A 23,438-nucleotide genomic window follows, 5' to 3' on the forward strand; every position below is an offset into this window, starting at 1 on the left:
TATGAGATGATTTATAAAAAATCAGCTGATCCATTTTATAAAGATACGCTTGTTATTGTTCTTTCACAAGGTGGCTTTTGGAGTGGTGGTAGTTATTTTAAATCTAATTTTATTGATATAAAATATACTTCTGAATATATAAACACATTTTTAAAATCTAAATGTGGTTATGGAAATTTTAACTTTCTTCATCATATTGATGAGTTGGTAAATTATCTAATTGAGAGAATTAGAGAATTTGGATATACTAGGGTTATCATATTTGGCGGCTCTTCTACTGGGCGGGCGGCTTTGCTTTATTCTCAAATTTTGTCAGGTAAATGTGCTTTTACTCAGTTTTATACTATAGCTTGTGCTCCAGCCTCTGATCATTCAGAAAAAATCTATAATATTTCAGATACTCATATCAAAGAAAATATAGAAAATATAAGAAAATATGGTCCAGTAGATGTGCTTAAACACAAACTTCAACTTCCTAGGCAAAATCTTTTTATTTATGTAATTATAGGTAAATTTAATGAACGAGATTATAAAAACGCACAATCATTTAGTGATTGTAAATATCTTAAAATTTTTGATGATATAAAAACACACATCCATCAAGTTACTTTTATGATGTTTTTGGATCACAAATATGTTGATGATAATAAAAAAATGCTTAATCTAGTGCGCAGACACCAAGGGGCTGAGAAAATCGATGAAGATAATAACAAAGCAGTAGAAATCGTAAATACAATATTTTATCAAGATGGTAAAAGTCTTCAAAATTTAAATATACTTATAGATGAGCTCATCACCACCGGTAAAATAACTTCACTTTATAAGTAGAGATAAAATGTTAAAAAGAGATATAGAAAAAATCATTTATGATATGCCAAAGTTTTATAAAGCAGAATTACACAAAAAGTGCTTAAATTCAGATTACAAAAATAGTTTGATTATAAGTTTTTCATTTATAAAGGAGGCTTTTTCATTATATAAATATATAGATAATTTTGATGTGCTCTATTTGGCTTGTGAGTCTAATGTATATTATCTATCCAATGTTGAAGCAATAAATTCATTTATATATATGATAATCAAAGAGCATAACTATACAAATATCATTTTAATTGGCACTTCTAAGGGTGGATTTGCTAGTTGCTTGTATGGTATTTTACTCTCTAAACAACTAAGAAGTGTTAATTTTAATGCTCTTGTTTTTTCAGCACAAACACTTTTATATCCAAAAAATAATTTTGTTTTAGAAAATTCTAAAATTAGTTATGATTACTTATCACTTTTAAAATTTGCCGAAGAAAATAACGAAATTTTGAAAAATCTCAAAAAATATGGAAATCTAAAAGAGATATTAAAAGAAAAAAATGAAAATTTAAAAATATATATTATCGCTGGTAAAAATGAAATAGTAGATAGCAAAGAAGCATTAAGATTGGTAGAATTTTCAAATGTAAAGGTGAATTTTTTAGATATTAGTTCGCATTTTTCTTTAATACCTTTTACTTTGTCAAATATAGATATAGAAAATATGAATAAATTTAAAAAACGGCTTATTCTGACTATACCTGATTACTTTGGTTTGAGAGATGATGAAATCGAATTAAACAAAATAGCTAATGAAATATCTAGCGTGGTAAAAAATGGAAATTTACGCTCATTAAATGAGATATTTGAGCTTTTAGCACAAGAAAAAGAGATATCTTTTACAAAGGATAATAAATGACTAATATCTTAGAATTCTTAGAAAATCAAGCCGAAAATAATCCTGATAAAATAGCTTTTAAAGATGGCTATAATAACTTGCTTAGCTTTAAAGAGCTTTTAGAAAATTCTAAAAAAATCGGCTCATCACTTGCTAGTTTTAAAGCAAATGGCGCAGTAGCAATACATGCTAAAAAATCTTGTCTTAGCTTGTGCGCTATGCTTGGGGCTGTTCAAGCGGGGTGCTTTTATAGTGTGATTGAGCCTAGTTTGCCAAATGTAAGAAAAAACGCAATGCGTGAAATTTTAAATCCAAGCGTTATTATTTGTGATAATGAAATATATAATGAGACAAAAGAGCTGTTTAGAAATATAAAAGTCTTTAAGATAAGCGAAATTTTAAATTCAAGCATAAATGAGAATATCTTAAAAATCATAAGAGATAGGCATATTAGCACAAATCCTTTGTATTGTAATTTTACTAGTGGTAGCACCGGCATCCCAAAAGGGGTATTAATCAGCCATGCTAGTGTGATTGACTTTATCCCTATATTTTGTGATACTTTGGGGCTAAAATCTAGCGATATCTTTGCAAATCAAGCGCCATTTGACTTTGATGTGAGTGTAAAAGATATTTATAGCACTCTATTTTTAGGTGCTTCATGCTTATTAATCCCAAGAGAGTATTTTACAAATGCTAATAATTTAATGGATTTTATAGAGGATAGCACTGTGCTGATTTGGGCTGTTTCTGCGCTTGTGTTTTTAAGTGTGATGAAAGCCCTTAGCTACAAAAAACCAAATTTAAGAAAGATAATTTATAGTGGCGAGATTATGCCAGCAAAGCATATAGCTAGACTTAGTTCTTATTTGGACAATACTGAATTTATCAATGTTTATGGGCCAAGTGAGATTACTTGTAATGCTACTTATCATACTCTTAGTGGGGATGAATTTGAAAATGGGCTTGATATTATAGGTAAGGCTTTTGCTAATCGTCTTGTATTTTTAATCGATGAAAATGATAAGCTTATCATAGAAACTAATATAGTTGGGCAAATTTGTGTAAGTGGAATTTGCGTAGGGCTTGGATATTTGGGTGGTGATAATAGCGTATTTTGCGCCAATGAATTAGGACAGAGATACTATAAAACTGGTGATTTAGGCTATCTGGATGAGAATAATCTTTTACATTTTAAAGGCAGAAAAGACCACCAAATCAAACGAATGGGACATAGGATAGAACTAGGCGAGATAGAAAAAATGGCACACAAATTAAATGGCGTAGAGATGGTGTGTGCGATTTATGAAAATGATAAACTTAATGTCTATTATAGTGGGAGTGATAAGACGAGCGAGTTAAGCGAGTTTTTAAGAGAGAATTTGCCATTTTATATGATACCAAATAAGCTAATTTATCTAAAAAATATGCCAATAAATAAAAATGGGAAAATTGATAGAAATGCATTAAAGGAGATGAAATGATAGAAAAAACGGCTCATAACTATATAAATTCTAGTCTAAATAGCCCGGCTTTTGTCTTTGATATAGATATTTTAAAAGAGCATTTAAATATGGTCAAAAATGCTCTTTGGCCTTTTAAACTCTGCTATGCGATGAAGGCAAATCCTCTTTTAGTAGGCATTGTAGAGCCTTTTGTGGAGCGCATTGAAGTGTGTAGCGAGGGGGAATTTGAAATTTGTAAAGCTTATAAAATTCCAGCTAAAAAGATTTTTTATACAGGAGTTTTAAAAAGCCTAGATGGCGTAAAATCAGCACTAGAATACGGAGTAAGGCTATTTAATATAGAGAGTCAATCGCAATTAGAGATGATAAAAAATTTAGATAAAAGTGTTGGTATTTTCTTAAGATTAAGTAGTGATAATCAATTTGGTATCGATGAGAATTTGATTTTTGAGATTTTAAAAGATGATAGTTTAGATATTTTGGGACTTCACTATTTTGCGGGAACTTTCAGAGATAAAAAACGGCATTTTGATATTGATAGATTGAGTAAGTTTTTAAGTAAATATAAATTTAAAGAGCTTGAGTATGGCGCTGGGCTTGGTGTGGCGTATTTTGATGGAGAAAAAGATAGTGTAAATTTAGAAACTTTAAAAAATGATCTTGAGAGTTTTAAAATTCCAGTTTGCGTAGAACTTGGGCGGTATTTGGTCGCTAAATGCGGATTTTACGCTAGTAAGGTAGGGGATGTCAAAACTAGTCAAAATGTAAATTATGCTATTTTAGATGGTGGAATGAATCATTTAAATTATTATGGTCAAATGATGGGGATGAAAAATCCTATAATTTTAAATTCCAGCGATAAAAATTTAATCAAAGCTTACACTCTATGTGGTCCTATTTGTAGCACAAATGATGTTATAACTAGAAGTGCGGAGCTTAATGAGCTAAAAATTGGCGATATTTTATGCTTTTTGAATACAGGTGCTTATAGTAGTACAGAGGCGAGTTATCTATTTTTAAGTAGGGATTTACCTAGCATTTATATGTATGAAAATGGTAAATTTGAATTAATTAGAGAACCAAAAAATACATACAATCTTAATATGAAAGGATAAAAAATGACAAAACTAATTGAGGCGTTAAAAAGGGTTAATGACCAAATTGACTACGAAAATGAGAAAAATTTGGTCGATGATGGTCTATTTAGCTCATTTGATATTGTTGATGCTATCTCTGAGATCGAAGAGACTTTTGGTATAGAGATTCCGCCATCTGAGATTAAAAATGAGAATTTCAAATCAGCACAAAGCATAATGGAGATGATAAAAAGCATACAAAATAGCTAAATTTATCTAATCAAAAACTAGAAATTTAAAATTTTTAAATAAAATTACGCTAATAAATCAAACTTTATAGGCGTTTGGATGGTTAAATTTAGTATCAAGTTAGATGAGGTTATGAGTAGGGATATTGATTTTATCGCTATTGCTACTGATTATAATGGCGTGGCTGATTTTGGGGCTAGGATAGGGCTTTTATGATCTATTTAGCTCAGACTGATACCACGGCTGGATTTTTAAGCCAAAACTTAGAAGAGTTAAACAGGCTTAAAAATCGCCCTTTAAATCAGCCTTGCTTGATCTGTGTAAGTAAATTTAGCGCATTAAAAGAGCTTTCAAGAGCGCCTAAAAAATATAAAAATTTAATCCGCCGCACCAAAAAAATAACATTTATCTACCCAAATTCACAAGCTATAAGAGTGGTAAAAGATCATCCACACGCTAAGTTACTAGATAAGTTAGGATGGGCATATTCTACTAGCGCAAACCCTCATAAAAAGGGATTTGATATCGAATTTGCGGTGGCTAATGCGGATATAATTATAGATACGAAATTCACCCCAGCCCCAGCCTCAAAAATCTACAAAATTTCAAAAACCAATATCAAAAAGATTAGATGATCTCATCATCTTTTACGATCTTTTCTATAAGGCCAAATTGAATATGCTTAATCTCAAATTCCCCAGCTTTTATAAATCCTATGCTATCATTTGGGCGGATTTTGTAAATTTTGGATTTGATTTTGAGCTTTTTTCGTCTGCCAAATAGTGCGTTGATAAAGCTTATTGTGTTGTTTCTTTGCCAGTTTAGATCTAAATTTACTCTAAAATGCTTTGGCAATTTTTTCTTTTTACTACCAATCAAAAAATACCTAATCGAACCTGTTAAGATCTCACCACCATATAAATGCAGCCTTGACCAGATCGTCATAGAGCTTAATATCTGCTTAAGCTTATCTTCTTCGATTATATCGGGGCGAGTTTTGCTACGATTTTTATTTATAAATTTCAAAAAATTATGTTTGGTAATAATCTGCTTATTTTTGAGAATTTGTCTTGATAGATTGATTCTAGTTTTGTCAAAAACAACAAAGCTTAAAATATTAAATTTACTTAAATCAACCTCTTTATTTTGGAGATAATCTTTAAAAATTTGAGTATTTTTAATCAGTTTAGCAAATGGATCTTGATGAAGCGTGGTGCGATTTTTGGTAGTTTGTATCCACTCATCGCCTTTAATATCGATATTTCCAACCCAGTGCTTAAACTCTATAAGATAGATATTAAGCCCATCTACAATGATAAAATCAATCTCATGTAATCCAGATTGGCTATCTTTGACACGTTTATTTTTGTAGATATTTAGCCCTTTAATTTGGCTAATTGTATCGAAAAATTCACTCTCAGCTATACTCCCAGCACGACTAGCCATATTTGGCAAAGTTATGCTTGGGCTTGAGATAAGCTTATAATTTTGCCAAAAGTTTTTTATCATTTAATCAGCCTATTTACAGCTAAACTAGCTAAATTTAGTCCAAAACTAGCAGTTACGCCTATAAAACTTCCTAAATTCACGCAATTTGGTGCTTCAGTAGAAAATACCACCTTATAATCACCCTTAAATCCAGCTTTTTTAAGCTCATATCTTATTTTTCTAGCAAATGGATCATTTGTAGTTTTCCAGATACTTGCGACTTTTATTTTTGTTGGATCTAGCCTTTTAGCGCCACCCATTGAGCTAAGCAGTCTTTTGGAGCAAATTTTGGCTATTGCTACTTTGGCAGGGATATCATCGATACAATCTATTATAAGGTCAAACTCACTAAAATCAAATTCGTTTATCACGCTAGGGGTTAGCTTTAAATTTAGTGTCTTTAAATCAGGATATAATCTAGCAAATACATCTGCTTTATACTCACCGATATTTTCACTACCTATTTGGCGATTTTGGTTTGTAATATCAAATTTATCGCAATCAATCGCCGTTATATGTCCAACGCCGCTACGATAAAGCGCATCGATACACACGCCACCTACACCACCACAACCACATACGAGCACCTTTGAGCTTTGGAGTTTTTGAAATTTATCGCCAAAAATCCAGCGACTTCTAGTAAATCTATCAACCATTTTAAATCCAATTTTTTATAGTTTCTATGCTTTTATGAGCGGTCATATCAAGCTTAATTGGCGTTAGACTAGCGTAGTTTTCATCAAGTGCCGATATATCGCACTCATAGCCTAAATTAGCAGCATATCTAATCCCCGGTGTCCCTAGCCAGTAGTACTCTAGCCCTCTTGGATTGCGATGGATTTGGGCGTTTGTATTGTAGCTTTGCTGACCTGTGGGGACGATTTTTAGCCCTTTATATTCGCTTTTTGGCACAGCTGGGATATTTAAATTTAAAAACTCTCTACCGCTTAATGGATAGCCATTTTCAAATATATTTTTGACTAAATCTAAAGTAACTTCACAAGCTAAGCTAAATCCAAATTTATCCAAACTATCATTTTTATATAGTTGCGAAACCGCAATAGAGTAAACCCCTTGAAGTGTCCCCTCCATAGCACCACCGCAAGTGCCTGAATAGGTGATATCTTCGCCTACATTTGCGCCGTGATTTATCCCGCTTATTATAAGATCAGGCTTTTTATTTTTATACATTGTCTCAAGCGCAAGATAGATACAATCACTAGGCGTAGCATCATCAAGTTTGAAAAATCCATCATCAAGCTGAATAAATCTAAGTGGGCGAGTAAGAGTTATAGAGTGCGAACAAGCTGATTTTTCGCTACTTGGGGCGACTACTACTACATTAGCTATTTGGCTAAGTGCATCACGCAAAGCCAGTATCCCAGCTGCTTCAAAGCCATCATCGTTTGTTATTAAAATCTCTTTCACTTATATCCTTTTTTGATGAATTTTACCTATAATTTTTAAATTGTTAGCTATAATTTGAGCTAAATTTAAAAGGGAAATTATGAAAATTTTAGTTTCATCGCTAGAAGCATCGGCAAATTTACACCTTAAAGAGATTTTAACTCATCTTGATGGGGTGGAGATTTGCGGGATTTTTGATAAGAGATTTGGTGCTGCTCTTTATGATAGTAAGGAGTTTAGTGCTATGGGGTTTGTGGAGATTTTGCCACTGATATTTAAGGCCAAAAGAGCGTTAAAACAGATGGTGGAGCTAGCTAAAACTTGCGATAAGGTTTTGCTAATAGATAGCCCAGCTTTTAACCTGCCTTTGGCAAAAGCGATAAAAGAGGCGAATTTAAAATGTGAGATAATATACTATATCTTGCCACAGGTTTGGGCGTGGAAGCCAAAGCGAGTAGCTAAGGTAGAGAGATATTGCGATACTTTGGCATCTATTTTGCCTTTTGATAGTAAATTTTATCATAGAAGCCAATATGTAGGCCATCCACTCTTAGATGAGATAGATATACAAAAAAATTCTTATAAGAAAAACTCTATAATATCATTTATGCCAGGATCTAGAAGAAGTGAGATAAGTCGCTTAATGCCATTATACAAAGAGGTGGCTAAAAACATTAATGGCAAAAAGCTTTTGGTGATTCCGCCATTTTTGGCTAATAATATTGCAGAGTATTATGGGGATGTGGGCGAATTTGAGATTGTTTATGATACCAAAGAAGCATTGATAAAAAGCGATTTTGCCTTTATCTGCTCTGGGACAGCGACTTTGGAGGCGGCCTTGATAGGAGTGCCTTTTGTGCTTTGCTATAAGGCAAAAGCGATTGATATATGGCTTGCTAGAAAGCTTGTGAAGTTAAAATATGCTGGATTAGCAAATATAATATTTGATTTCATGGGTAAAGAGCCTTTACATGATGAGCTAATCCAAGAAGATGCCAACGCCCAAAATTTAATCAAATCTTATAATAATTATAACGAAAATAAATTTATAAAGGCCGCTAAGGAGCTAAGAGAGTATCTAAAACACGGAAGCGCTAAGAGCGTTACTGATATGATTTTAAGATAAAATAGGATAAAATCCCAAATCAAATTTAAAAGGAAAAGCTATGACAGAACCAATGACAATCTATGGTTATGAGAAGATTACAGCTGAATTAAAAGATCTAAAGACAATCCAAAGACCAGCGATAGTAAAAGAGATAGATATAGCAAGAAGCCACGGCGACCTAAAAGAAAACGCCGAGTATCACGCTGCTAGAGAGAAACAAGCCTTTATAGAAAATCGCATAGCCGAACTTAGCGATATAGTAAGCAGAGCCAAGGTAATTGACCCTAGTGAGTATGAGCATGATAAGGTTAAATTTGGCTCAACTGTAACTATAATGGATATCGATAGCGAAGTTGAGACGACATACACTATCGTAGGGATAACCGAGAGCGATCTTAGCCGTGGGCTAATCTCTATTTCAACACCAATTGCCAAGCAATTAATCGGCAAAAAAGCAGGCGATGAGGTGATTTTGACCTTGCCAAATGGCAAAAGCGAGATAGAGGTGGTTAGCGTAGAGTATAGGGAAATTAAATTTGAATAGATTGCGTATTTTGGATATTTTTTGTGGTGCTGGTGGGCTGAGCTTTGGATTTGCAAATAATAGTTTTTTCGAACTTGTGGTGGCAAATGATATTGACCAAAATGCAATTAAAGCATATAAATTAAATCACAGCACAACGAATATAATTTGTAAAGATATAGCAAATTTAAGTTATGAGGATATAACAGAATTTGGTGTTATTGATATAGTTTTAGGAGGGCCTCCTTGTCAAAGCTATTCAACTCTTGGAAAACGCAAGATGGATGATAGAGCAAAATTATTTAAAGAATATCTTCGTATTATTGAAATTGTCAAGCCAAGTATGTTTATTTTTGAAAATGTAGTTGGCTTAATATCTATGCAAAAAGGGAATTTGTTTAAAGATATCTGTAAGTTATTTGAAAGTTTAGGATATAGAATTAATTTTAAAATTTTAAATGCTGCGGAATTTGGTGTTCCGCAGATAAGAGAAAGGGTTATTATAGTAGGCATTAAAAATAGTTATAAATCTGAATTTAAATTCCCTATTCCAACGCATTATGACCCGGTAAATGCCACTCTTTTTGAATGCGATAATCTATCGCCTTTTGTCAGTATAAAAGATGCGTTAGATGATTTACCAAGTATAAAAAGTGGAGAAAATGGCAATAATTTAGGATATAAATTTAATCCTAATAATAGATTTTTGCAATTTGTAAGAACTAGCAAAAAATTAAGCGAACATGAAAGTCCAAATAATAATAATAATTTAATCAAGATCATGCAATTTTTGAAAGATGGTCAGTCAAAAGATGATTTACCAGCGGAGATTCGCCCTAAAAGTGGATACAGCAATACCTATGCTAAGATGTTTTGGAATAAACCTGCACCGACCATCACGAGGAATTTTTCTACACCGAGCAGCTCCCGCTGTATTCACCCTAGGGATAGTAGAGCAATGAGTATTAGAGAAGGGGCTAGATTGCAGAGTTTTCCAGATGATTATTTATTTTTTGGTAGTAATACAGATAAAAGATTGCAGATTGGAAATGCCGTTCCGCCATTATTAAGCATTGCGCTTGCTACGGCGGTGGAAAATTATTTTAAGGATAATATTAATGTTTAATTCGGTTGATTTTAAGGAATATCGCAAGATTTTAGGTTTTAATAATCAAGCTTTATTTAAGGATTTTTTATCGGCCAAAGATATAAAACCAAAGATAGATTTTGGATATATAGAATTGTTGAATCATCGTTTGTGCGAGATATTTATTAAGTTAAACAATATCTATTTTAATAAAATTGATATAGATAAATTTTTAGATAAACATCTGTTTGGTGTTTATAATCTCTTAAAACAAAATAATATCATAGATAGATTAAATAACCAAGGAAGACGCAAAGAAGAAGTCTATTTTAGTTGGATTCGTGGATATTTGGTTGTAGAATATTTTAAAAATTCTCTATGCGATATATTTTCGGTTGAAATGGAAAAAATTAGTTGTATTGGAGGAGATGATTTTAGCAGTTTAGATACATTTAAAAGAACGCCAAGCGCAGATTTGCGAATCAATGACTTTCACATCGAGATACAAAGTGGATTTGTTGGTATTAATGATATTAAAGAGCATAAAGTAAGAGAAGCCAAAAGATTATTTTATGAAAATAATAAAAAAACAATATTATTACATTTTGATCTGTTTAATGGTCAGGTAGCATTTGTGGATATTTCTAGCATTTACGATGATGATTTAAATTGGATCACAAGGCAGCAGATGGAGGGGCAAAGTGTATTTAATATAGAACAAAATTATTTTAAGTGGCTTTTAACCCAAAATCCACCAAAATTTAATGAAATAATGGAAGGTTGATATGGATAAGATCAGAGTAGGGATAGTTGGAATTAGTGGTTATACGGGGCTTGAATTAGTTAAAATGATAGTGGCTCATCCAAATTTTGAGCTTTGCTATGCGGGGGCTAGTGGTAGTGGGAATTTGGCTCAAAGCTTTACTAGTTTAAAAGGTGTTATTGATATGCCAATCGAAGCTGCAAATACCGATGAAATCAAGGCTAGATGCGATTTAGTATTTTTGGCTTTGCCACATAGCGAAGGGATGAAAATCGCTAAAGAGCTAAGAAAAAGCGATATAAAAATCGTAGATTTATCGGCTGATTATCGTGTGAGCTTAGAAAATTATGAGAAGAATTATTGCGCTCATTTGGATAAAGATGGATTAAAAGATGCCGTTTATGGGCTAGTGGAGATAAATAGAGATAGGATTAAAAAGGCAAATTTAGTAGCTAATCCGGGGTGTTATCCTACTTGTTCGCTTTTGGGTTTGTTGCCTTTTGCCAATATGCTAGATCCTAAATTTGGTGTTATGATCGATGCTAAAAGCGGATTAAGCGGAGCTGGAAAGAGCCTAAAATCTAGTAGCCATTTCATAAGCGTAAATGAGAATATGAATGCCTATTCGCCACTTACTCACAGGCATAGCGATGAGATTAAAGAGCATCTGAATTTAACTCATAATACCAATATTGATGTAATGTTTGTGCCACATTTAATCCCGCTTAGTCGTGGAATGCTAGTTAGTAGCTATGGGGTTTTAAAGCCTGAATTTAAGGATATTGACCCAATAAGCGTTTTAGAAAATTTTTATCAAGATGAGAAATTTATACGCATTAGGCGTGAGCCTGTTAGTATCAAAGATGTCGCTGGGACGCATTTTTGTGATATTTTTGCGATAAATAATAGTGGCAAGATTTGGATAAATTCTAGTATAGATAATCTTCTTCGTGGCGCTTCATCTCAAGCTTTAGCAAATGCGAATTTAATGCTCGGGATAGATGAGGCGGTGGCTTTGCCGATTATTGGGAATTCTATATGAGAATTTTAGATGGGGCGATTTTTATAGCTGATGCACATGAAAACGCTAAAAGATCTCAATTCTTAAAACTTATTAAAAATTTTAATAGCGGCGCTTTGCCGCTGCCACCACAGATATTTTTGGTTGGTGATATATTTGATTTTCTAAGCTCCACACGCTATACTCAAATATTTTATAAAGAGTGGATCGAAGAGCTAAATTTGCTTGCTAAAAAGAGTGAAATTCACTATTTTGAAGGCAATCATGATTTTAATCTTAGCTCTGTTTTTAAGGGTATCACAATCTATCCTATCTCGTCTCAACCAGCTATTTTTACCCTTGATGATAAGTGTGTAGCAATAGCTCATGGAGATATATTTTTGGGATTTTTTACACAAAATATACTTAAATTTCTTAGAAATAATAGGTTTTTAAAATTGATGGATTTTATAGATAAGAGTTTAAATCACAAGATATCTAAGTGGATTTTATCTACTCAAAAAGATAAGAATTTATCCTATAAAATACCAAATTTCAAAGAGCTAATAAGTCAAAAAATCGCTAATTACCAAGGTGATATTGTAATTGAAGGACACTATCATCAAGGGGTTAGATTTGAAATAAATTCAAAAGATTATATAAATTTACCTTGTTTTGCGTCTGAGCGTAGTTATTTTATTGTAGAATACGCCGATGAAATTAAATTTCGACTTATAAGGAGCCCAAATGTTTGATGATAATATCTTAAAAACGGGTTCGAATGAGATGGAGCTTGTTGATTTTCGCATCTTAAAAAAGGGCAAAGATACTGTATACGAGGGTATTTACGGTGTCAATGTTGCTAAAGTAAAAGAGATAATCAAAATGCCAAATCTCACCGAACTACCAGGCACGCCCGATTATATTGAGGGGATTTTTGACCTTCGTGGCGTAGTTATTCCAGTTATTAGTCTTGCTAAATGGATGCAAATTGAAGAGCCTAAAGAGGCCTTTGTAAAACCTAGAGTTATTATTGCTGAGTTTAGTAATATATTTATTGGTTTTATTGTTCATGAAGCTAAAAGAATTAGACGTATAAACTGGAAAGATATTGAACCAGCAAATTTTGCTGGAAGTGCTGGAACTGGAACTTTAGACAGATCTAAAATCACAGGCGTAACAAGAATTGAAAATGATGATGTTTTACTTATTTTGGATTTAGAAAGTATTGTTGAAGAACTAGGAATATATCAGCCAAAAATGGAAGTTGAGGTAAATGAGATACATAAATTTAGTGGTGTAGCACTAATTTTAGATGATAGCCTTACAGCTAGACGTTTAGTTAGTGATGCATTAACAAAAATGGGTTTAAGAGTAGTAGAGGCAAAAGATGGCGTTGAAGGACTTGAGAAGCTAGAAGATCTTTACTCAATGTATAAAAATGACTTAGAACAAAATCTACGTGTTATTATCAGCGATGTTGAGATGCCTCAGATGGATGGTTTTCACTTTGCAGCTAATGTAAAAGATGATAAGAGATTTGCTAATATTCCTATTATCTTTAACTCATCATTGAGTAATGAATTTAGTGAGCTTCATGGCAAGGATGCAGGCGGTGATGTGTTCTTAACTAAATTTAATGCTACAGAATTTTATGCCGCTGTTTCAAAAGTGATTGAATCACGCAAAAAATATATCAGTTAAGAGGTGATTTATGGATGATATGCAAGAGATACTAGAAGACTTTTTAGTCGAGGCATTTGAGCTTATTGAGCAAATTGACCATGATTTAGTCGAGTTAGAGGCTAATCCTGAGGATCTAGAATTATTAAATAGGATATTTCGTGTAGCTCATACAGTCAAAGGTAGCTCGTCATTTTTAAATTTTGATGTTTTAACAAAGCTTACTCACCATATGGAAGATGTATTAAATAAAGCTCGCCACGGAGAGTTAAAGATAACTCCAGATATTATGGATGTTGTTTTAGAATCAGTAGATATGATGAAAGCGCTTTTAAGAAGCATTAGAGAGCGTGGAAATGATGTTGATGCGGGTGTGAATATATCTGATATATGCGATAGATTAACTGCTATTAATGAAGGCAGAGATCCAAATGCTGATCATAATATATCTACACAGCCACAAGAAGAGGCGCAATCTAAGCAAGATAGTCATTTAGAGCCACAATCAGCAATGGATCAAGAGCCAGAGGTGGATGTAAATAGTTTAAGCGAAGCTGAAGTAGAAGCTGAAATTGAGAGATTGCTTAAAGTTCGTAAAGCTGAAGATCAAGCTAGACGTGATAAGCAAAAACAAAATAGCGAACAATCAGCTGTGCAAACTCCTGAATCAACCCCAGCACCAGAACCAGTACCAACTCCAGCCGCTAAACCAGCGCCTAAAAAAGAGTCAAAAGAATCAAATGCTCCAGCTCATTCTAGCGCCTCAGCTGTAGAACAAACTATTAGGGTCGAGGTGAAGCGACTTGATAACTTGATGAATTTAATCGGTGAGCTAGTTCTTGGTAAAAATAGACTTCTTAAAATTTATGATGATGTAGAAGAGAGATATGAGGGTGAAAAATTCCTTGAGGAGTTAAATCAAGTAGTAAGTGCATTAAGTTTAGTAACAACTGATATCCAGTTAGCTGTTATGAAGACTAGAATGCTACCAATTGCTAAAGTATTTAACAAATTCCCAAGAATGGTGCGTGATTTAAGTCGTGAATTAGGTAAGCAAATTGATCTAGAAATAAGCGGCGAAGAGACAGAGCTAGATAAATCAATCGTAGAAGAGATTGGCGATCCGCTAGTTCATATCATTAGAAATTCATGTGACCATGGTATTGAAAGTCCTAAAGAGAGATTAGCAGCTGGCAAACCTGAAAAAGGTATTATTCAACTAAAAGCTTATAATGAAGGCAATCATATCGTAGTTGAAATAGTAGATGATGGTAAGGGAATTGACGCTTTAGCTGTTAAGATGAAAGCATTAGAAAGGGGCTTAATCACAGAAAGAGAAGTTGATAGCATGACTGATAAAGAGGCATTTTCGCTTATATTTAAGCCTGGATTTTCTATGGCTAAGCAAGTTACAAATGTCAGCGGTCGTGGCGTGGGAATGGATGTTGTCAAGACAAATATCGAAAAGCTAAACGGTATCATAGATATAGATAGCGAAGTAGGTAGAGGCACGATAATGAAACTCAAAATTCCACTAACTTTAGCTATTATCCAATCATTGTTAGTAGGCTCTCAAGAGGAATTCTACGCTATACCATTAGCAAGTGTTAAAGAGACTGTTAGAGTTCCAGTAGATAATATTTACACTATTGAAGGTAAAAATGTCCTTAGACTTCGTGATGAAGTTCTTAGTCTTGTTAGACTTGGTGATCTGTTTGGAGTTAAGCAGGTATTTGAAAGCGGCGATCAAACCTATGTAGTTGTAATCAATGTAGCTGATAGTAAGCTTGGTATTATTGTAGATAGCTTGATTGGCCAGGAGGAGATTGTTATTAAATCACTTGGTAACTACTTGCAAAATATCCGTGGAATTGCTGGTGGTACAATTAGAGGCGATGGTAAGGTAACTCTAATTGTAGATGTAGGTATGATTATGGATATGGCTAAAGAGATTAAAGTAGATATCAGAGCCAGTATGGAATCAAGCGCACAAATGTCTAAAAAAGAAAAACCAAGTGACTATAAAGTCTTAATCGTAGATGACTCTAAGATGGATAGAACAATTATGCAAAAATCGCTTGAACCAATCGGCGTAACTGTGATTGAGGCAACAAATGGTATAGAAGCACTAAATATAGTAAAATCAGGCGATCACAGCATAGATGCGATGCTAATAGATATTGAAATGCCTAGAATGGATGGATATACCCTAGCAGGCGAGATTAGAAAATACTCTAAATATCGCAATCTGCCATTAATTGCCGTTACCAGTAGAACAAGCAAGAGCGACCGCTTAAGAGGCGTAGAAGTAGGTATGACTGAGTATATCACCAAACCATACTCACCAGAATACCTAGAAAATGTCGTAAGAAAAAATATAAAGCTAGTGTAAGGAAGTAAAATGAGCGATAGATTAGGTGAGGTTTTACAAAGACAAAAACAGCAAATAAATGAACCAGAAAATACTAAAGATAGAGAAGAGATAGAACAGCTTGTAGGCTTTATCGTTGGGGAAGAGGAATTTGCTATTCCAATTTTATATATCAAAGAGATTATTAAGCCAATCGAGTATACAAGAGTACCTAGCGTTCCACCATATGTACTTGGTGTGTTTAATCTTAGAGGTAGTGTAATTCCTTTAATAGATTTAAGAATTAGATTTAATCTAGAACCTAGCAAAATGACCCCAAATACTAGATATATCGTTATGCAAGATAACGAGAATATCGCAGGGTTTGTTATAGATAGGCTAACTGAAGCGATTAGAATAAAGACTAATCAAATTGACCAGCCACCTGAAACTTTGGCAAAAGATAAAGGAATGATACAAGGTATTGGCAAAAGAGATAATAATATCTTAACGATATTAAAGGTTGAATCTTTATTAAAGCGTGATTTTTAAGGTTTTTACATGATAAAATTTTGTGTTTTTGATTTTGATTCTACGCTAATGGATGGTGAGACTATCACCATTCTCTCAAGCGCAATGGGTAAAGATAAGGAAGTTGGCGAAATTACTGCTAGGGCTATGGCGGGTGAGCTTGATTTTTATGAGAGTTTAGTACAAAGAGTTAGGCTAATTGAGGGATTAGAGCTTAATAAAGTTTTAGAAATTGCTTCGAATTTGCCATTTATCACCGGTGCTAGTGATATTATTTCATATTTAAAATCCAAAAATATCAAAACAGTTGTATTTAGTGGCGGGTTTCATATTGCTACTGATTCAGCACAAAAAAAGCTTGGCTTTGATCTAAATTTTGCAAATGAGCTTCATCATAAAAATGGTATTTTAACTGGTAATGTCGGTGGCGAGATGATGTTTGGTGACTCTAAGGGCAAGATGCTTAAAAGGCTTAAAGAATTTCTAGGTTTAAGTAGTGATGAGGTTGCCTGCGTAGGCGATGGAGCAAACGATTTATCTATGTTTAAAGAGGCTGGCACTGGTATTGCATTTTGTGCAAATAAGATATTAAAAGAGGCAGCAACTCACATCATAGATATTAAAGATTTAAATGAGATTAAAAAAATTATATAAAAGGTAGAAAATGAGAGATATTAACTTTTCTCTTTGGTGTGATTTTTTAGAGCGTGATTTTATAAATTCAGAATTTATAGAATTAATTCAAAATGACACAATCAATGGAGCTACAAGTAATCCAAGTATATTTAAAGAGGCGATTTGTAATTCACAAGCCTATAGTGAACAAAAAGCCAAATTTAGCAAAAGAAGCGCAAAAAAGATATATGAAATTTTAGCTACAAACGATATTAAAATGGCAGCACATAAAATGCTTGCTAATTATGCAGCTGGAAACGATGGCTTTGTAAGTATTGAAGTAGATCCAAATTTGATCTTAGCTAGTGATATCATCGATGAGGGAAAAAGATTATATAATGCGATTAAGATGCCAAATGTGATGATTAAAATTCCAGCTATTTCATCTGGATTTGATGCAATGTGTGAATTGATGAAAAAGGGAATTAATGTAAATGCAACACTGATTTTCTCTAAAGACCAAGCACAAAATTGTTTAGACGCATTTAAAGAAGGTACTAAAAAATATAGTAAAAAATTTACGCAGACTCCACTTCCTCAAGGAGTGATTAGCGTGTTTGTAAGCAGGTTTGATAGACTACTTGATGAAAAGCTTGAAGAGACTGGTAAATTTGGAATTTATAATGCTACAAATATCTATAACAAAATTCAAAATGCTGGCCAAAGAAATGTAAGAACACTATTTGCAAGTACTGGAGTAAAGAGCAATCAACTTCCAGCAGATTATTATATTAAAGAACTTTTGTATCCAAATTCAATTAATACAGCCCCACTTGATACTATTAAATCATTTATCGCAAGTGGCGAATTTACTCCAAAACCTATACCAAGTAGCGAGGAGATAGATACATTTATGACTAAAGCTAAAGAAGCTGGAGTGGATTATAATAAGGTTTGTGCTAAGCTTTTAGATGATGGCTTGGAAGCATTTGTAGCGGCTTTTGATGAAATTTTGACATCATTATCATAAGCTTAAATTTAGATTTTTTAGCTATAATTGCCGCTTATTTTATTTTAAGGAAAGATAATGTTAGAAGGCATTGTTAGAGAGAGTATTGACAAAAGAAGCACGAAAGCTCTTAGGAGAGATGGTTATCTAATCGCTAACATTTACGCAAAAGGTATTGAAAATATCAATGCTGCTTTTAAAGTAAATGATTTTATCAAAGCTGTTAAGGCTAAAAGCGGTTTGAAATTTGATGTCAGCGTAGGTGGTAAAACCTATAATGTTGTGGTTGTAGATTACCAAAAACACCCAGTAACAAGCATTTTAAAACATGTTGATTTAAAAGTTGTTTTACCAGAAGTTGAGTCTAAATACCTTGTCCCAGTTGTCCCTGTAGGTACTCCAGCAGGTATCAAAAATAAAGGTGTTTTACTACAATCTAAAAAACGCTTAAAAGTTAAATGTAAAGGCAAAGACCTTCCAGATAGCTTTAAAGTAGATGTATCGCCACTTGATATTGATGATACTATCTTAGTTCGTGATATCGAGGCTCCACAAAATGTCCGCATCATCGATGCAGGTCGTGTAGCTGTCTTAGGTGTGGTAAAAGCTAAGTAATGACTCTAATAGCCGGACTTGGCAACATTGGCAAAGAGTATGAAAATACTCGCCATAATGTTGGATTTATGCTTATCGATCTAATCTTAAAAGATGGTGGATATAGCGATGTAAGTTCGGCTAAATTTCAAGGTGAGCTATACAAAAATGGCTCACTTCTCCTTCTTAAACCATCCACATATATGAATTCAAGTGGCAAATCCTTAAAAGCTGTAAATGATTTTTATAAACCTAATCGAATTATTGTTATCCATGATGATCTTGATATCGCTTTTGGTGCGATGAGATTTAAAAATGGCGGAAGTAGTGGTGGCCATAATGGAATCAAATCTATTGATTCTTTAATAGGTAATAATTATGATAGGGTTCGCATAGGTATAGGGCGTGGTGATAAGAGTGTTATTGATTATGTTTTGGGTAAATTTGATAATAGTGAGATGACGCAACTTAATAAAATTTTATCTCATGCTAAAGAAGCTGTTTTAGCCTTAGTAAATTCTGGTGATATTGCAGCTATTTCATCTAAATTTACACTTAAAGCATAAAATTATCTTAATTCTAAATTTGATATAATACCAAAATTAAATTTAGGATTAACATGAAATTAGAAGATATTAAAACTCCAGCCTATGTTTGTGAAGAGGCGAAACTTAAGTCAAATTTGAATATACTTAGTCATGTTGCTAAGGAGAGTGGAGGTAAAGTGCTTTGTGCGCTTAAAGGCTTTGCTTTTTCCCCTGGTATGCCACTTGTCTCTAAAATGTTAAATGGTGCTACATGTAGTGGTTTAATAGAAGCTAAATATGCTAAAGAGCATGGTTTTAGAGAAATTCATACCTATTCTCCAGCTTTTAGCGATGATGATATAGATGAAGTTTTATCAATTAGCCATCATGTTGTTTTTAATAGTTTTGCACAGTGGAGAAGATTTGCTGCTAAGGCTAAAAATAGTAAAGCTAGCATAGGCTTACGTGTCAATCCAAATGTCTCAGCTAGTCCAACTGATATGTATAATCCATGTGGAAAATATTCTCGTTTAGGCATTACTAAAACAAACTTTGAATTTAGCGAGCTTGATGGAATTGAGGGATTGCATTTTCACGCACTTTGCGAGGAGAGTGCTCAAAGCTTAGAGATTGTTTTAAAAGCATTTGAAGAGCAATTTGGTCAGATTATTCCACATATGAAATGGATTAACTTTGGTGGAGGCCATCACATTACAAAAGCAGGATACGATATAGAGCTATTAATAAATTTAATTAAAAACTTTTCCCAAAAATATGGTGTACAAGTCTATATTGAACCAGGTGAAGCTGTAGGTTGGGAGTGCGGGTTTTTGATTGCAAGTGTGCTTGATATTGTAGATAATGAGCAAAAAACTTGTATAATTGATGCCTCTGCTGAATGTCATATGCCTGATACGATTTTAATGCCATATCGTCCAAAAATTAGAGGCGAGAGAGTTGATGGTAAATTTTGTTACAGATTTGGTGGAGCGACTTGCTTAGCTGGTGATATAGTAGGAGCTGAGGCTGGTGAGCCAATTTACAGCTTTGATAAGCCAATAGATATTGGCGATAGGGTAATTTTTGAGGATCAAATTCACTATACAATAGTTAAAAATACCACATTTAATGGCGTTAAGCTTCCAAGTTTGGCAATGATGGATGAGAGTGGCAATGTCGCTATTTGGCGTGAATTTGGTTATGATGATTATGCAAAACGAAACTAAGTAGATTAAATGGCAGACGAACAAGAAAAAACCGAAGAGGCTACCGCCAAGAAGATTGAGGATGCTAGAAATAAAGGTAATGTCCCTAAATCTCAAGATATGAGTGGCTTTGTAACATTGCTTGTAGGATGTGTAGCACTCATTGCTTTGATGGGATTTATGGGCGATAGGGTGATGAATTTGTATCTATATTATCAAGATATAATTGGTACTCCGCTTACTAGGGAGCTGTTTTTTAAAATTGTAATTCATTCGGTTTTACAGTGTTTGCTTATACTTTTACCACTATTAATTTGCGTGATGATCGCAGGTATTATTGCTAATGTTATGCAGTTTGGTTTTATTTTTACTACCGAGCCGCTTACGCCAAATTTCTCTAAACTTGACCCAATTAAAGGTCTTGCTAATCTTTTTTCACTCAAAAAAGCCGTGGAGACGGTTAAGATTGTAGTTAAAGTTTCGGCAATTTTTGGCTGTGCGTTTTACGTATTTTTACAATTTATTACCGAGTTGCCTTATACAATGTTTTACACGATGTTTGACCAGTTAGTTTGGCTTAGAAATAAAATGTTTATTCTAGCTGGGATTATGCTCTTGCTCTTTATGCTGATTGCAATTGCAGATATTTTTATCGTAAGGTATCAATATTTTAAAGGGCTTAGGATGTCTAAACAAGAGGTAAAAGATGAATACAAGCAAATGGATGGAGATCCTCGTGTCAAAGGGCGAATTCGTCAGCTTCAGATGCAAGCAGCCAAGAAGCGTATGATGCAAAATATTCCAGCAGCTGATGCTATTATAACTAACCCAACTCACTATGCTGTAGCTATCCGTTATGATAAAGATAAAGAATCAGCGCCTGTAGTGCTAGCTAAAGGCGTGGATCATTTAGCGCTAAGAATTAGACAGATTGGCATTGAGCATGGAGTGCAAATAGTAGAAAATCCACCATTGGCTCGTGAGTTATACCGATTGTGCGATGTTGATGATCAGATTCCAGCTACGCTATTTAAGGCTGTGGCTGAAGTACTTACATTTGTATATTTAGGCAATAAGACTAAATTTGCTAAAAGATTAAATGGATAAGTGTTTATTTTTATTATATGCATTGCTTATGACACATATAATGGTTTTATTTAAAAAATAGTAATTTGTATGAAATACAAAAAGGCTTTAGTAGAGTATTGCCTTAATGGTTTTCTTAATGTATATAATGATATAGTAATTAAATTAACTACTTAGCCACCACCGACAAATTCAACAATTTCGATTTTCATCTGATCTTTTAGTTTGAATTCACTCCAGATAGTCCGTGGGACTATCTGCATATCAACTTCGGCAGCAACTCTATTGCTATCATAGTTTTGAGATTCTATGAGCTGGGCTAGATTGGTATCATCAGCGATATTAATTAGATTCGAGTTTAGCCAAATTTGCATTACTTCTCATCCATTGCATAGGTTGTACGATACTCTTCGTAGCTACCTTTAAAGTCTATAATTTCACCATTACCTTTTAGGTGTAATATTCTATTGGCAAAGGCATCAATTAACTCCCTATCGTGGCTAACACAGATACAGCTACCACTAAAGTTATATAACGCTTCACCTAAGGCAATGATAGCTTCTAGGTCTAGATGGTTATTTGGCTCATCCAAGATAAGCAAATTCGCCCTTTGTAGCATAAGCTTAGATAGCATTAATCTATGCTTTTCTCCACCGCTTAGACTGCCAACTTCTTTTTCTTGTTCAGCTCCACTAAATAGCATTCTACCTAAGCATTTACGGATCTCATCTAGGTCTTTATTTTTGCTATCTTGTAGCCACTCATATAGTTTCAATGTTCCAGTAATTTTATTTGAGCTATCTTGAGCGAAGTAGCCCAGCTCGATTGTAGCGCCGATATGGATATCTCCGCTATCTGCTGACAATTCACTCATTAGAATTTTACACAAAGTGGTTTTGCCAACGCCGTTTGTGCCGATGATTGCGATTTTATCACCTTTATTCATCTTAAAATTAAAATTATCTAAAATCACATTATTATCAAATTTTTTGCTTACTGATTTTAGCTCGATTAACTCATTTCCGATCTCACGATTAATCCTAAACAGTATACTAGGATCACGACGGCTAGATATTTTAATCTCATTGATTTGGAGTTTTTCAAGCTGTTTGGCTCTACTTGTAGCTTGCTTTGCTTTGCTGGCATTAGCGCTAAATCTAGCTATAAATTTCTCAAGCTCTTCACGCTCTTTTAACTTCTTATCACGCTCCATTTCAGCTTGTTTAGCGACTAAATTTGCTGCGATATACCAATCATCATAGTTACCGCTAAATTCTCTAATTTGCTTAAAATCAACATCTAATATATGAGTGCAAACTCGGTTTAAAAAGTGTCTATCATGGCTGATGACAACTAGCGTGCCTTCGTGGTTGATTAACTCTCTTTCTAGCCAAGCGATAGCATCGATATCAAGGTTGTTTGTCGGCTCATCGAGGAATAATATATCAGGCTTAGGAAATAGCACTTGAGCGAGCAAGACTTTTACCTTATCGCTGCTTTCGATTTGGCTCATTAATTTATCATACTCATGTAAGCCAAGTGAGCTTAGGATTTTTTCTATCCTTGTTTCATACTCATATGTTGGGTCCTCTTCAGCAGTGATGATCTCAAGTTCGCTAAGGCGTTCATTAATCTCATCAGTAAATTCCTCGCTTAAATAGAGCTTTTCTTTCTCCTTGATTGCATCATATAGTCTTTTGTTTCCCCATAAAACAGCATCTTTTAAGGTAAAATTTTCAAATGCAAATTGATCTTGTCCTAAGACGCCAATTTTCTTGCCTGATTCTATGATGATATCGCCGCTAGTGTGTTCTATTTGGCCGCTTAAAATCTTTAAAAATGTAGATTTTCCAGCACCATTTGCGCCGATTAGGCCATAGCGATTGTGCGAATTTAGCTTTAAATTCACATCTTCAAAGAGTAGTTGCGAGCCAAAACGATGAGTTAGGCCTTTGATTTCAACCATTAC

The 23,438-nt window shown here is 33.8% G+C and carries 26 protein-coding genes; 21 read left to right on the top strand and 5 right to left on the bottom strand.

The genetic code is table 11. The features are described 5' to 3' along the window. The 6 genes from CIGNP103_RS07075 to CIGNP103_RS07100 form a co-directional block, all read left to right on the top strand. Window positions 1–828: hypothetical protein (locus CIGNP103_RS07075; RefSeq protein ID WP_180381806.1), on the top strand; the 828-nt coding region annotated here is incomplete at its 5' end. A 7-nt stretch (window positions 829–835) separates the two neighbouring features. Next, window positions 836–1,723 carry a hypothetical protein gene (locus CIGNP103_RS07080; RefSeq protein WP_086268837.1) on the top strand — a complete coding sequence of 296 codons (888 nt, stop codon included), beginning with the start codon at window positions 836–838 and terminating at the stop codon, window positions 1,721–1,723. Next, a complete protein-coding gene (locus CIGNP103_RS07085) occupies window positions 1,720–3,186 on the top strand; it encodes an AMP-binding protein (RefSeq protein WP_086268838.1) in 1,467 nt (488 codons plus the stop codon). The genes CIGNP103_RS07080 and CIGNP103_RS07085 overlap by 4 nt, the downstream gene beginning before the upstream one ends. After that, complete coding sequence (locus CIGNP103_RS07090) at window positions 3,183–4,283, top strand: diaminopimelate decarboxylase family protein (RefSeq protein WP_086235046.1); 1,101 nt, start codon at window positions 3,183–3,185, stop codon at window positions 4,281–4,283. Before CIGNP103_RS07085 ends, CIGNP103_RS07090 begins: the two co-directional genes overlap by 4 nt. A gap of 3 nt (window positions 4,284–4,286) precedes the next feature. Beyond that, window positions 4,287–4,514, top strand: coding sequence for an acyl carrier protein (locus tag CIGNP103_RS07095; RefSeq protein ID WP_086233995.1), 228 nt, complete (start codon window positions 4,287–4,289; stop codon window positions 4,512–4,514). 191 nt (window positions 4,515–4,705) lie between these two features. Then, entirely contained in the window at window positions 4,706–5,128 is a 423-nt protein-coding gene (locus tag CIGNP103_RS07100; RefSeq protein WP_086268839.1) for a Sua5/YciO/YrdC/YwlC family protein, read from the top strand. Here CIGNP103_RS07100 and CIGNP103_RS07105 read toward each other — a convergent pair. The 3 genes from CIGNP103_RS07105 to surE are packed head-to-tail and all read right to left on the bottom strand — an operon-like array spanning window position 5,121 to window position 7,409. Beyond that, window positions 5,121–6,002, bottom strand: coding sequence for a nuclease-related domain-containing protein (locus CIGNP103_RS07105; RefSeq protein ID WP_180381807.1), 882 nt, complete (start codon window positions 6,000–6,002; stop codon window positions 5,121–5,123). The genes CIGNP103_RS07100 and CIGNP103_RS07105 overlap by 8 nt on opposite strands. Next, on the bottom strand, window positions 5,999–6,637 hold the full coding sequence (locus CIGNP103_RS07110) for a ThiF family adenylyltransferase (protein WP_086268840.1): 639 nt from the start codon (window positions 6,635–6,637) through the stop codon (window positions 5,999–6,001). Before CIGNP103_RS07110 ends, CIGNP103_RS07105 begins: the two co-directional genes overlap by 4 nt. A 1-nt stretch (window position 6,638) precedes the next feature. Further along, complete coding sequence (gene surE / locus CIGNP103_RS07115) at window positions 6,639–7,409, bottom strand: 5'/3'-nucleotidase SurE (RefSeq protein WP_086268841.1); 771 nt, start codon at window positions 7,407–7,409, stop codon at window positions 6,639–6,641. Window positions 7,410–7,488: 79 nt separating this feature from the next. Between surE and lpxB the strand changes: the two genes are divergently transcribed. From lpxB to flhB, 15 genes are read left to right on the top strand one after another with little or no spacing between them, the layout of a single operon-like run. Next, window positions 7,489–8,514: a lipid-A-disaccharide synthase gene (gene lpxB / locus CIGNP103_RS07120; protein WP_086268842.1), complete on the top strand. Its 1,026-nt coding sequence runs from the start codon at window positions 7,489–7,491 to the stop codon at window positions 8,512–8,514. 40 nt (window positions 8,515–8,554) lie between these two features. Then, entirely contained in the window at window positions 8,555–9,040 is a 486-nt protein-coding gene (gene greA / locus CIGNP103_RS07125; protein WP_086241741.1) for a transcription elongation factor GreA, read from the top strand. 1 nt (window position 9,041) lies between these two features. Next, window positions 9,042–10,145 carry a DNA cytosine methyltransferase gene (locus CIGNP103_RS07130; RefSeq protein ID WP_086268862.1) on the top strand — a complete coding sequence of 368 codons (1,104 nt, stop codon included), beginning with the start codon at window positions 9,042–9,044 and terminating at the stop codon, window positions 10,143–10,145. Further along, complete coding sequence (locus CIGNP103_RS07135) at window positions 10,138–10,890, top strand: restriction endonuclease (protein WP_086241740.1); 753 nt, start codon at window positions 10,138–10,140, stop codon at window positions 10,888–10,890. Before CIGNP103_RS07130 ends, CIGNP103_RS07135 begins: the two co-directional genes overlap by 8 nt. 1 nt (window position 10,891) lies before the next feature. Next, window positions 10,892–11,911: an N-acetyl-gamma-glutamyl-phosphate reductase gene (gene argC, locus CIGNP103_RS07140; RefSeq protein WP_086268843.1), complete on the top strand. Its 1,020-nt coding sequence runs from the start codon at window positions 10,892–10,894 to the stop codon at window positions 11,909–11,911. After that, a complete protein-coding gene (locus tag CIGNP103_RS07145; RefSeq protein ID WP_086268844.1) occupies window positions 11,908–12,624 on the top strand; it encodes a UDP-2,3-diacylglucosamine diphosphatase in 717 nt (238 codons plus the stop codon). Before argC ends, CIGNP103_RS07145 begins: the two co-directional genes overlap by 4 nt. Further along, a complete protein-coding gene (locus tag CIGNP103_RS07150) occupies window positions 12,617–13,573 on the top strand; it encodes a chemotaxis protein (RefSeq protein WP_086225514.1) in 957 nt (318 codons plus the stop codon). The genes CIGNP103_RS07145 and CIGNP103_RS07150 overlap by 8 nt, the downstream gene beginning before the upstream one ends. A 10-nt stretch (window positions 13,574–13,583) precedes the next feature. Further along, window positions 13,584–15,944 (top strand): hybrid sensor histidine kinase/response regulator, encoded by a 2,361-nt coding sequence (locus CIGNP103_RS07155; protein WP_086241737.1) that lies wholly within the window; start codon window positions 13,584–13,586, stop codon window positions 15,942–15,944. Window positions 15,945–15,953: 9 nt separating this feature from the next. After that, entirely contained in the window at window positions 15,954–16,454 is a 501-nt protein-coding gene (locus tag CIGNP103_RS07160) for a chemotaxis protein CheW (protein ID WP_086232868.1), read from the top strand. A gap of 9 nt (window positions 16,455–16,463) precedes the next feature. Next, window positions 16,464–17,087 carry a phosphoserine phosphatase SerB gene (serB, locus tag CIGNP103_RS07165; protein WP_086268845.1) on the top strand — a complete coding sequence of 208 codons (624 nt, stop codon included), beginning with the start codon at window positions 16,464–16,466 and terminating at the stop codon, window positions 17,085–17,087. 10 nt (window positions 17,088–17,097) lie between these two features. Beyond that, on the top strand, window positions 17,098–18,078 hold the full coding sequence (locus tag CIGNP103_RS07170; RefSeq protein WP_086268846.1) for a transaldolase: 981 nt from the start codon (window positions 17,098–17,100) through the stop codon (window positions 18,076–18,078). 57 nt (window positions 18,079–18,135) lie between these two features. Next, entirely contained in the window at window positions 18,136–18,672 is a 537-nt protein-coding gene (locus tag CIGNP103_RS07175) for a 50S ribosomal protein L25/general stress protein Ctc (protein WP_086268847.1), read from the top strand. Beyond that, window positions 18,672–19,217, top strand: coding sequence for an aminoacyl-tRNA hydrolase (gene pth, locus CIGNP103_RS07180; RefSeq protein ID WP_086268848.1), 546 nt, complete (start codon window positions 18,672–18,674; stop codon window positions 19,215–19,217). The genes CIGNP103_RS07175 and pth overlap by 1 nt, the downstream gene beginning before the upstream one ends. A 53-nt stretch (window positions 19,218–19,270) precedes the next feature. Beyond that, window positions 19,271–20,404, top strand: coding sequence for a carboxynorspermidine decarboxylase (gene nspC / locus CIGNP103_RS07185; RefSeq protein WP_086268849.1), 1,134 nt, complete (start codon window positions 19,271–19,273; stop codon window positions 20,402–20,404). Window positions 20,405–20,413: 9 nt separating this feature from the next. Beyond that, on the top strand, window positions 20,414–21,490 hold the full coding sequence (gene flhB / locus CIGNP103_RS07190) for a flagellar biosynthesis protein FlhB (RefSeq protein WP_086228752.1): 1,077 nt from the start codon (window positions 20,414–20,416) through the stop codon (window positions 21,488–21,490). A 152-nt stretch (window positions 21,491–21,642) separates the two neighbouring features. On the opposite strand, the gene thiS is transcribed toward flhB, so the two are convergent. Continuing rightward, window positions 21,643–21,843, bottom strand: a complete 201-nt coding sequence (thiS, locus tag CIGNP103_RS07195) for a sulfur carrier protein ThiS (protein WP_086225505.1) — start codon at window positions 21,841–21,843, stop codon at window positions 21,643–21,645. Further along, window positions 21,843–23,435 carry an ABC-F family ATP-binding cassette domain-containing protein gene (locus CIGNP103_RS07200; protein WP_086235035.1) on the bottom strand — a complete coding sequence of 531 codons (1,593 nt, stop codon included), beginning with the start codon at window positions 23,433–23,435 and terminating at the stop codon, window positions 21,843–21,845. The genes thiS and CIGNP103_RS07200 overlap by 1 nt, the downstream gene beginning before the upstream one ends. Between the last annotated feature and the right edge of the window lie 3 nt (window positions 23,436–23,438).

The sequence above is a fragment of the Campylobacter sp. P0103 genome, from assembly GCF_002139545.1.
Taxonomy (GTDB): Bacteria; Campylobacterota; Campylobacteria; order Campylobacterales; family Campylobacteraceae; genus Campylobacter; species Campylobacter devanensis.

Coding starts and splice junctions, on each gene's coding strand:
- CIGNP103_RS07170 (WP_086268846.1), top strand. CDS start 17,098: ATGAGAGATATTAACTTTTCTCTTTGGTGTGATTTTTTAGAGCGTGAT.
- CIGNP103_RS07135 (WP_086241740.1), top strand. CDS start 10,138: ATGTTTAATTCGGTTGATTTTAAGGAATATCGCAAGATTTTAGGTTTT.
- CIGNP103_RS07150 (WP_086225514.1), top strand. CDS start 12,617: ATGTTTGATGATAATATCTTAAAAACGGGTTCGAATGAGATGGAGCTT.
- flhB (WP_086228752.1), top strand. CDS start 20,414: ATGGCAGACGAACAAGAAAAAACCGAAGAGGCTACCGCCAAGAAGATT.
- nspC (WP_086268849.1), top strand. CDS start 19,271: ATGAAATTAGAAGATATTAAAACTCCAGCCTATGTTTGTGAAGAGGCG.
- lpxB (WP_086268842.1), top strand. CDS start 7,489: ATGAAAATTTTAGTTTCATCGCTAGAAGCATCGGCAAATTTACACCTT.
- CIGNP103_RS07105 (WP_180381807.1), bottom strand. CDS start 6,002: ATGATAAAAAACTTTTGGCAAAATTATAAGCTTATCTCAAGCCCAAGC.
- thiS (WP_086225505.1), bottom strand. CDS start 21,843: ATGCAAATTTGGCTAAACTCGAATCTAATTAATATCGCTGATGATACC.
- CIGNP103_RS07155 (WP_086241737.1), top strand. CDS start 13,584: ATGGATGATATGCAAGAGATACTAGAAGACTTTTTAGTCGAGGCATTT.
- CIGNP103_RS07175 (WP_086268847.1), top strand. CDS start 18,136: ATGTTAGAAGGCATTGTTAGAGAGAGTATTGACAAAAGAAGCACGAAA.
- CIGNP103_RS07095 (WP_086233995.1), top strand. CDS start 4,287: ATGACAAAACTAATTGAGGCGTTAAAAAGGGTTAATGACCAAATTGAC.
- CIGNP103_RS07160 (WP_086232868.1), top strand. CDS start 15,954: ATGAGCGATAGATTAGGTGAGGTTTTACAAAGACAAAAACAGCAAATA.
- greA (WP_086241741.1), top strand. CDS start 8,555: ATGACAGAACCAATGACAATCTATGGTTATGAGAAGATTACAGCTGAA.
- argC (WP_086268843.1), top strand. CDS start 10,892: ATGGATAAGATCAGAGTAGGGATAGTTGGAATTAGTGGTTATACGGGG.
- CIGNP103_RS07110 (WP_086268840.1), bottom strand. CDS start 6,637: ATGGTTGATAGATTTACTAGAAGTCGCTGGATTTTTGGCGATAAATTT.
- CIGNP103_RS07090 (WP_086235046.1), top strand. CDS start 3,183: ATGATAGAAAAAACGGCTCATAACTATATAAATTCTAGTCTAAATAGC.
- CIGNP103_RS07080 (WP_086268837.1), top strand. CDS start 836: ATGTTAAAAAGAGATATAGAAAAAATCATTTATGATATGCCAAAGTTT.
- CIGNP103_RS07100 (WP_086268839.1), top strand. CDS start 4,706: ATGATCTATTTAGCTCAGACTGATACCACGGCTGGATTTTTAAGCCAA.
- CIGNP103_RS07085 (WP_086268838.1), top strand. CDS start 1,720: ATGACTAATATCTTAGAATTCTTAGAAAATCAAGCCGAAAATAATCCT.
- serB (WP_086268845.1), top strand. CDS start 16,464: ATGATAAAATTTTGTGTTTTTGATTTTGATTCTACGCTAATGGATGGT.
- CIGNP103_RS07145 (WP_086268844.1), top strand. CDS start 11,908: ATGAGAATTTTAGATGGGGCGATTTTTATAGCTGATGCACATGAAAAC.
- pth (WP_086268848.1), top strand. CDS start 18,672: ATGACTCTAATAGCCGGACTTGGCAACATTGGCAAAGAGTATGAAAAT.
- CIGNP103_RS07200 (WP_086235035.1), bottom strand. CDS start 23,435: ATGGTTGAAATCAAAGGCCTAACTCATCGTTTTGGCTCGCAACTACTC.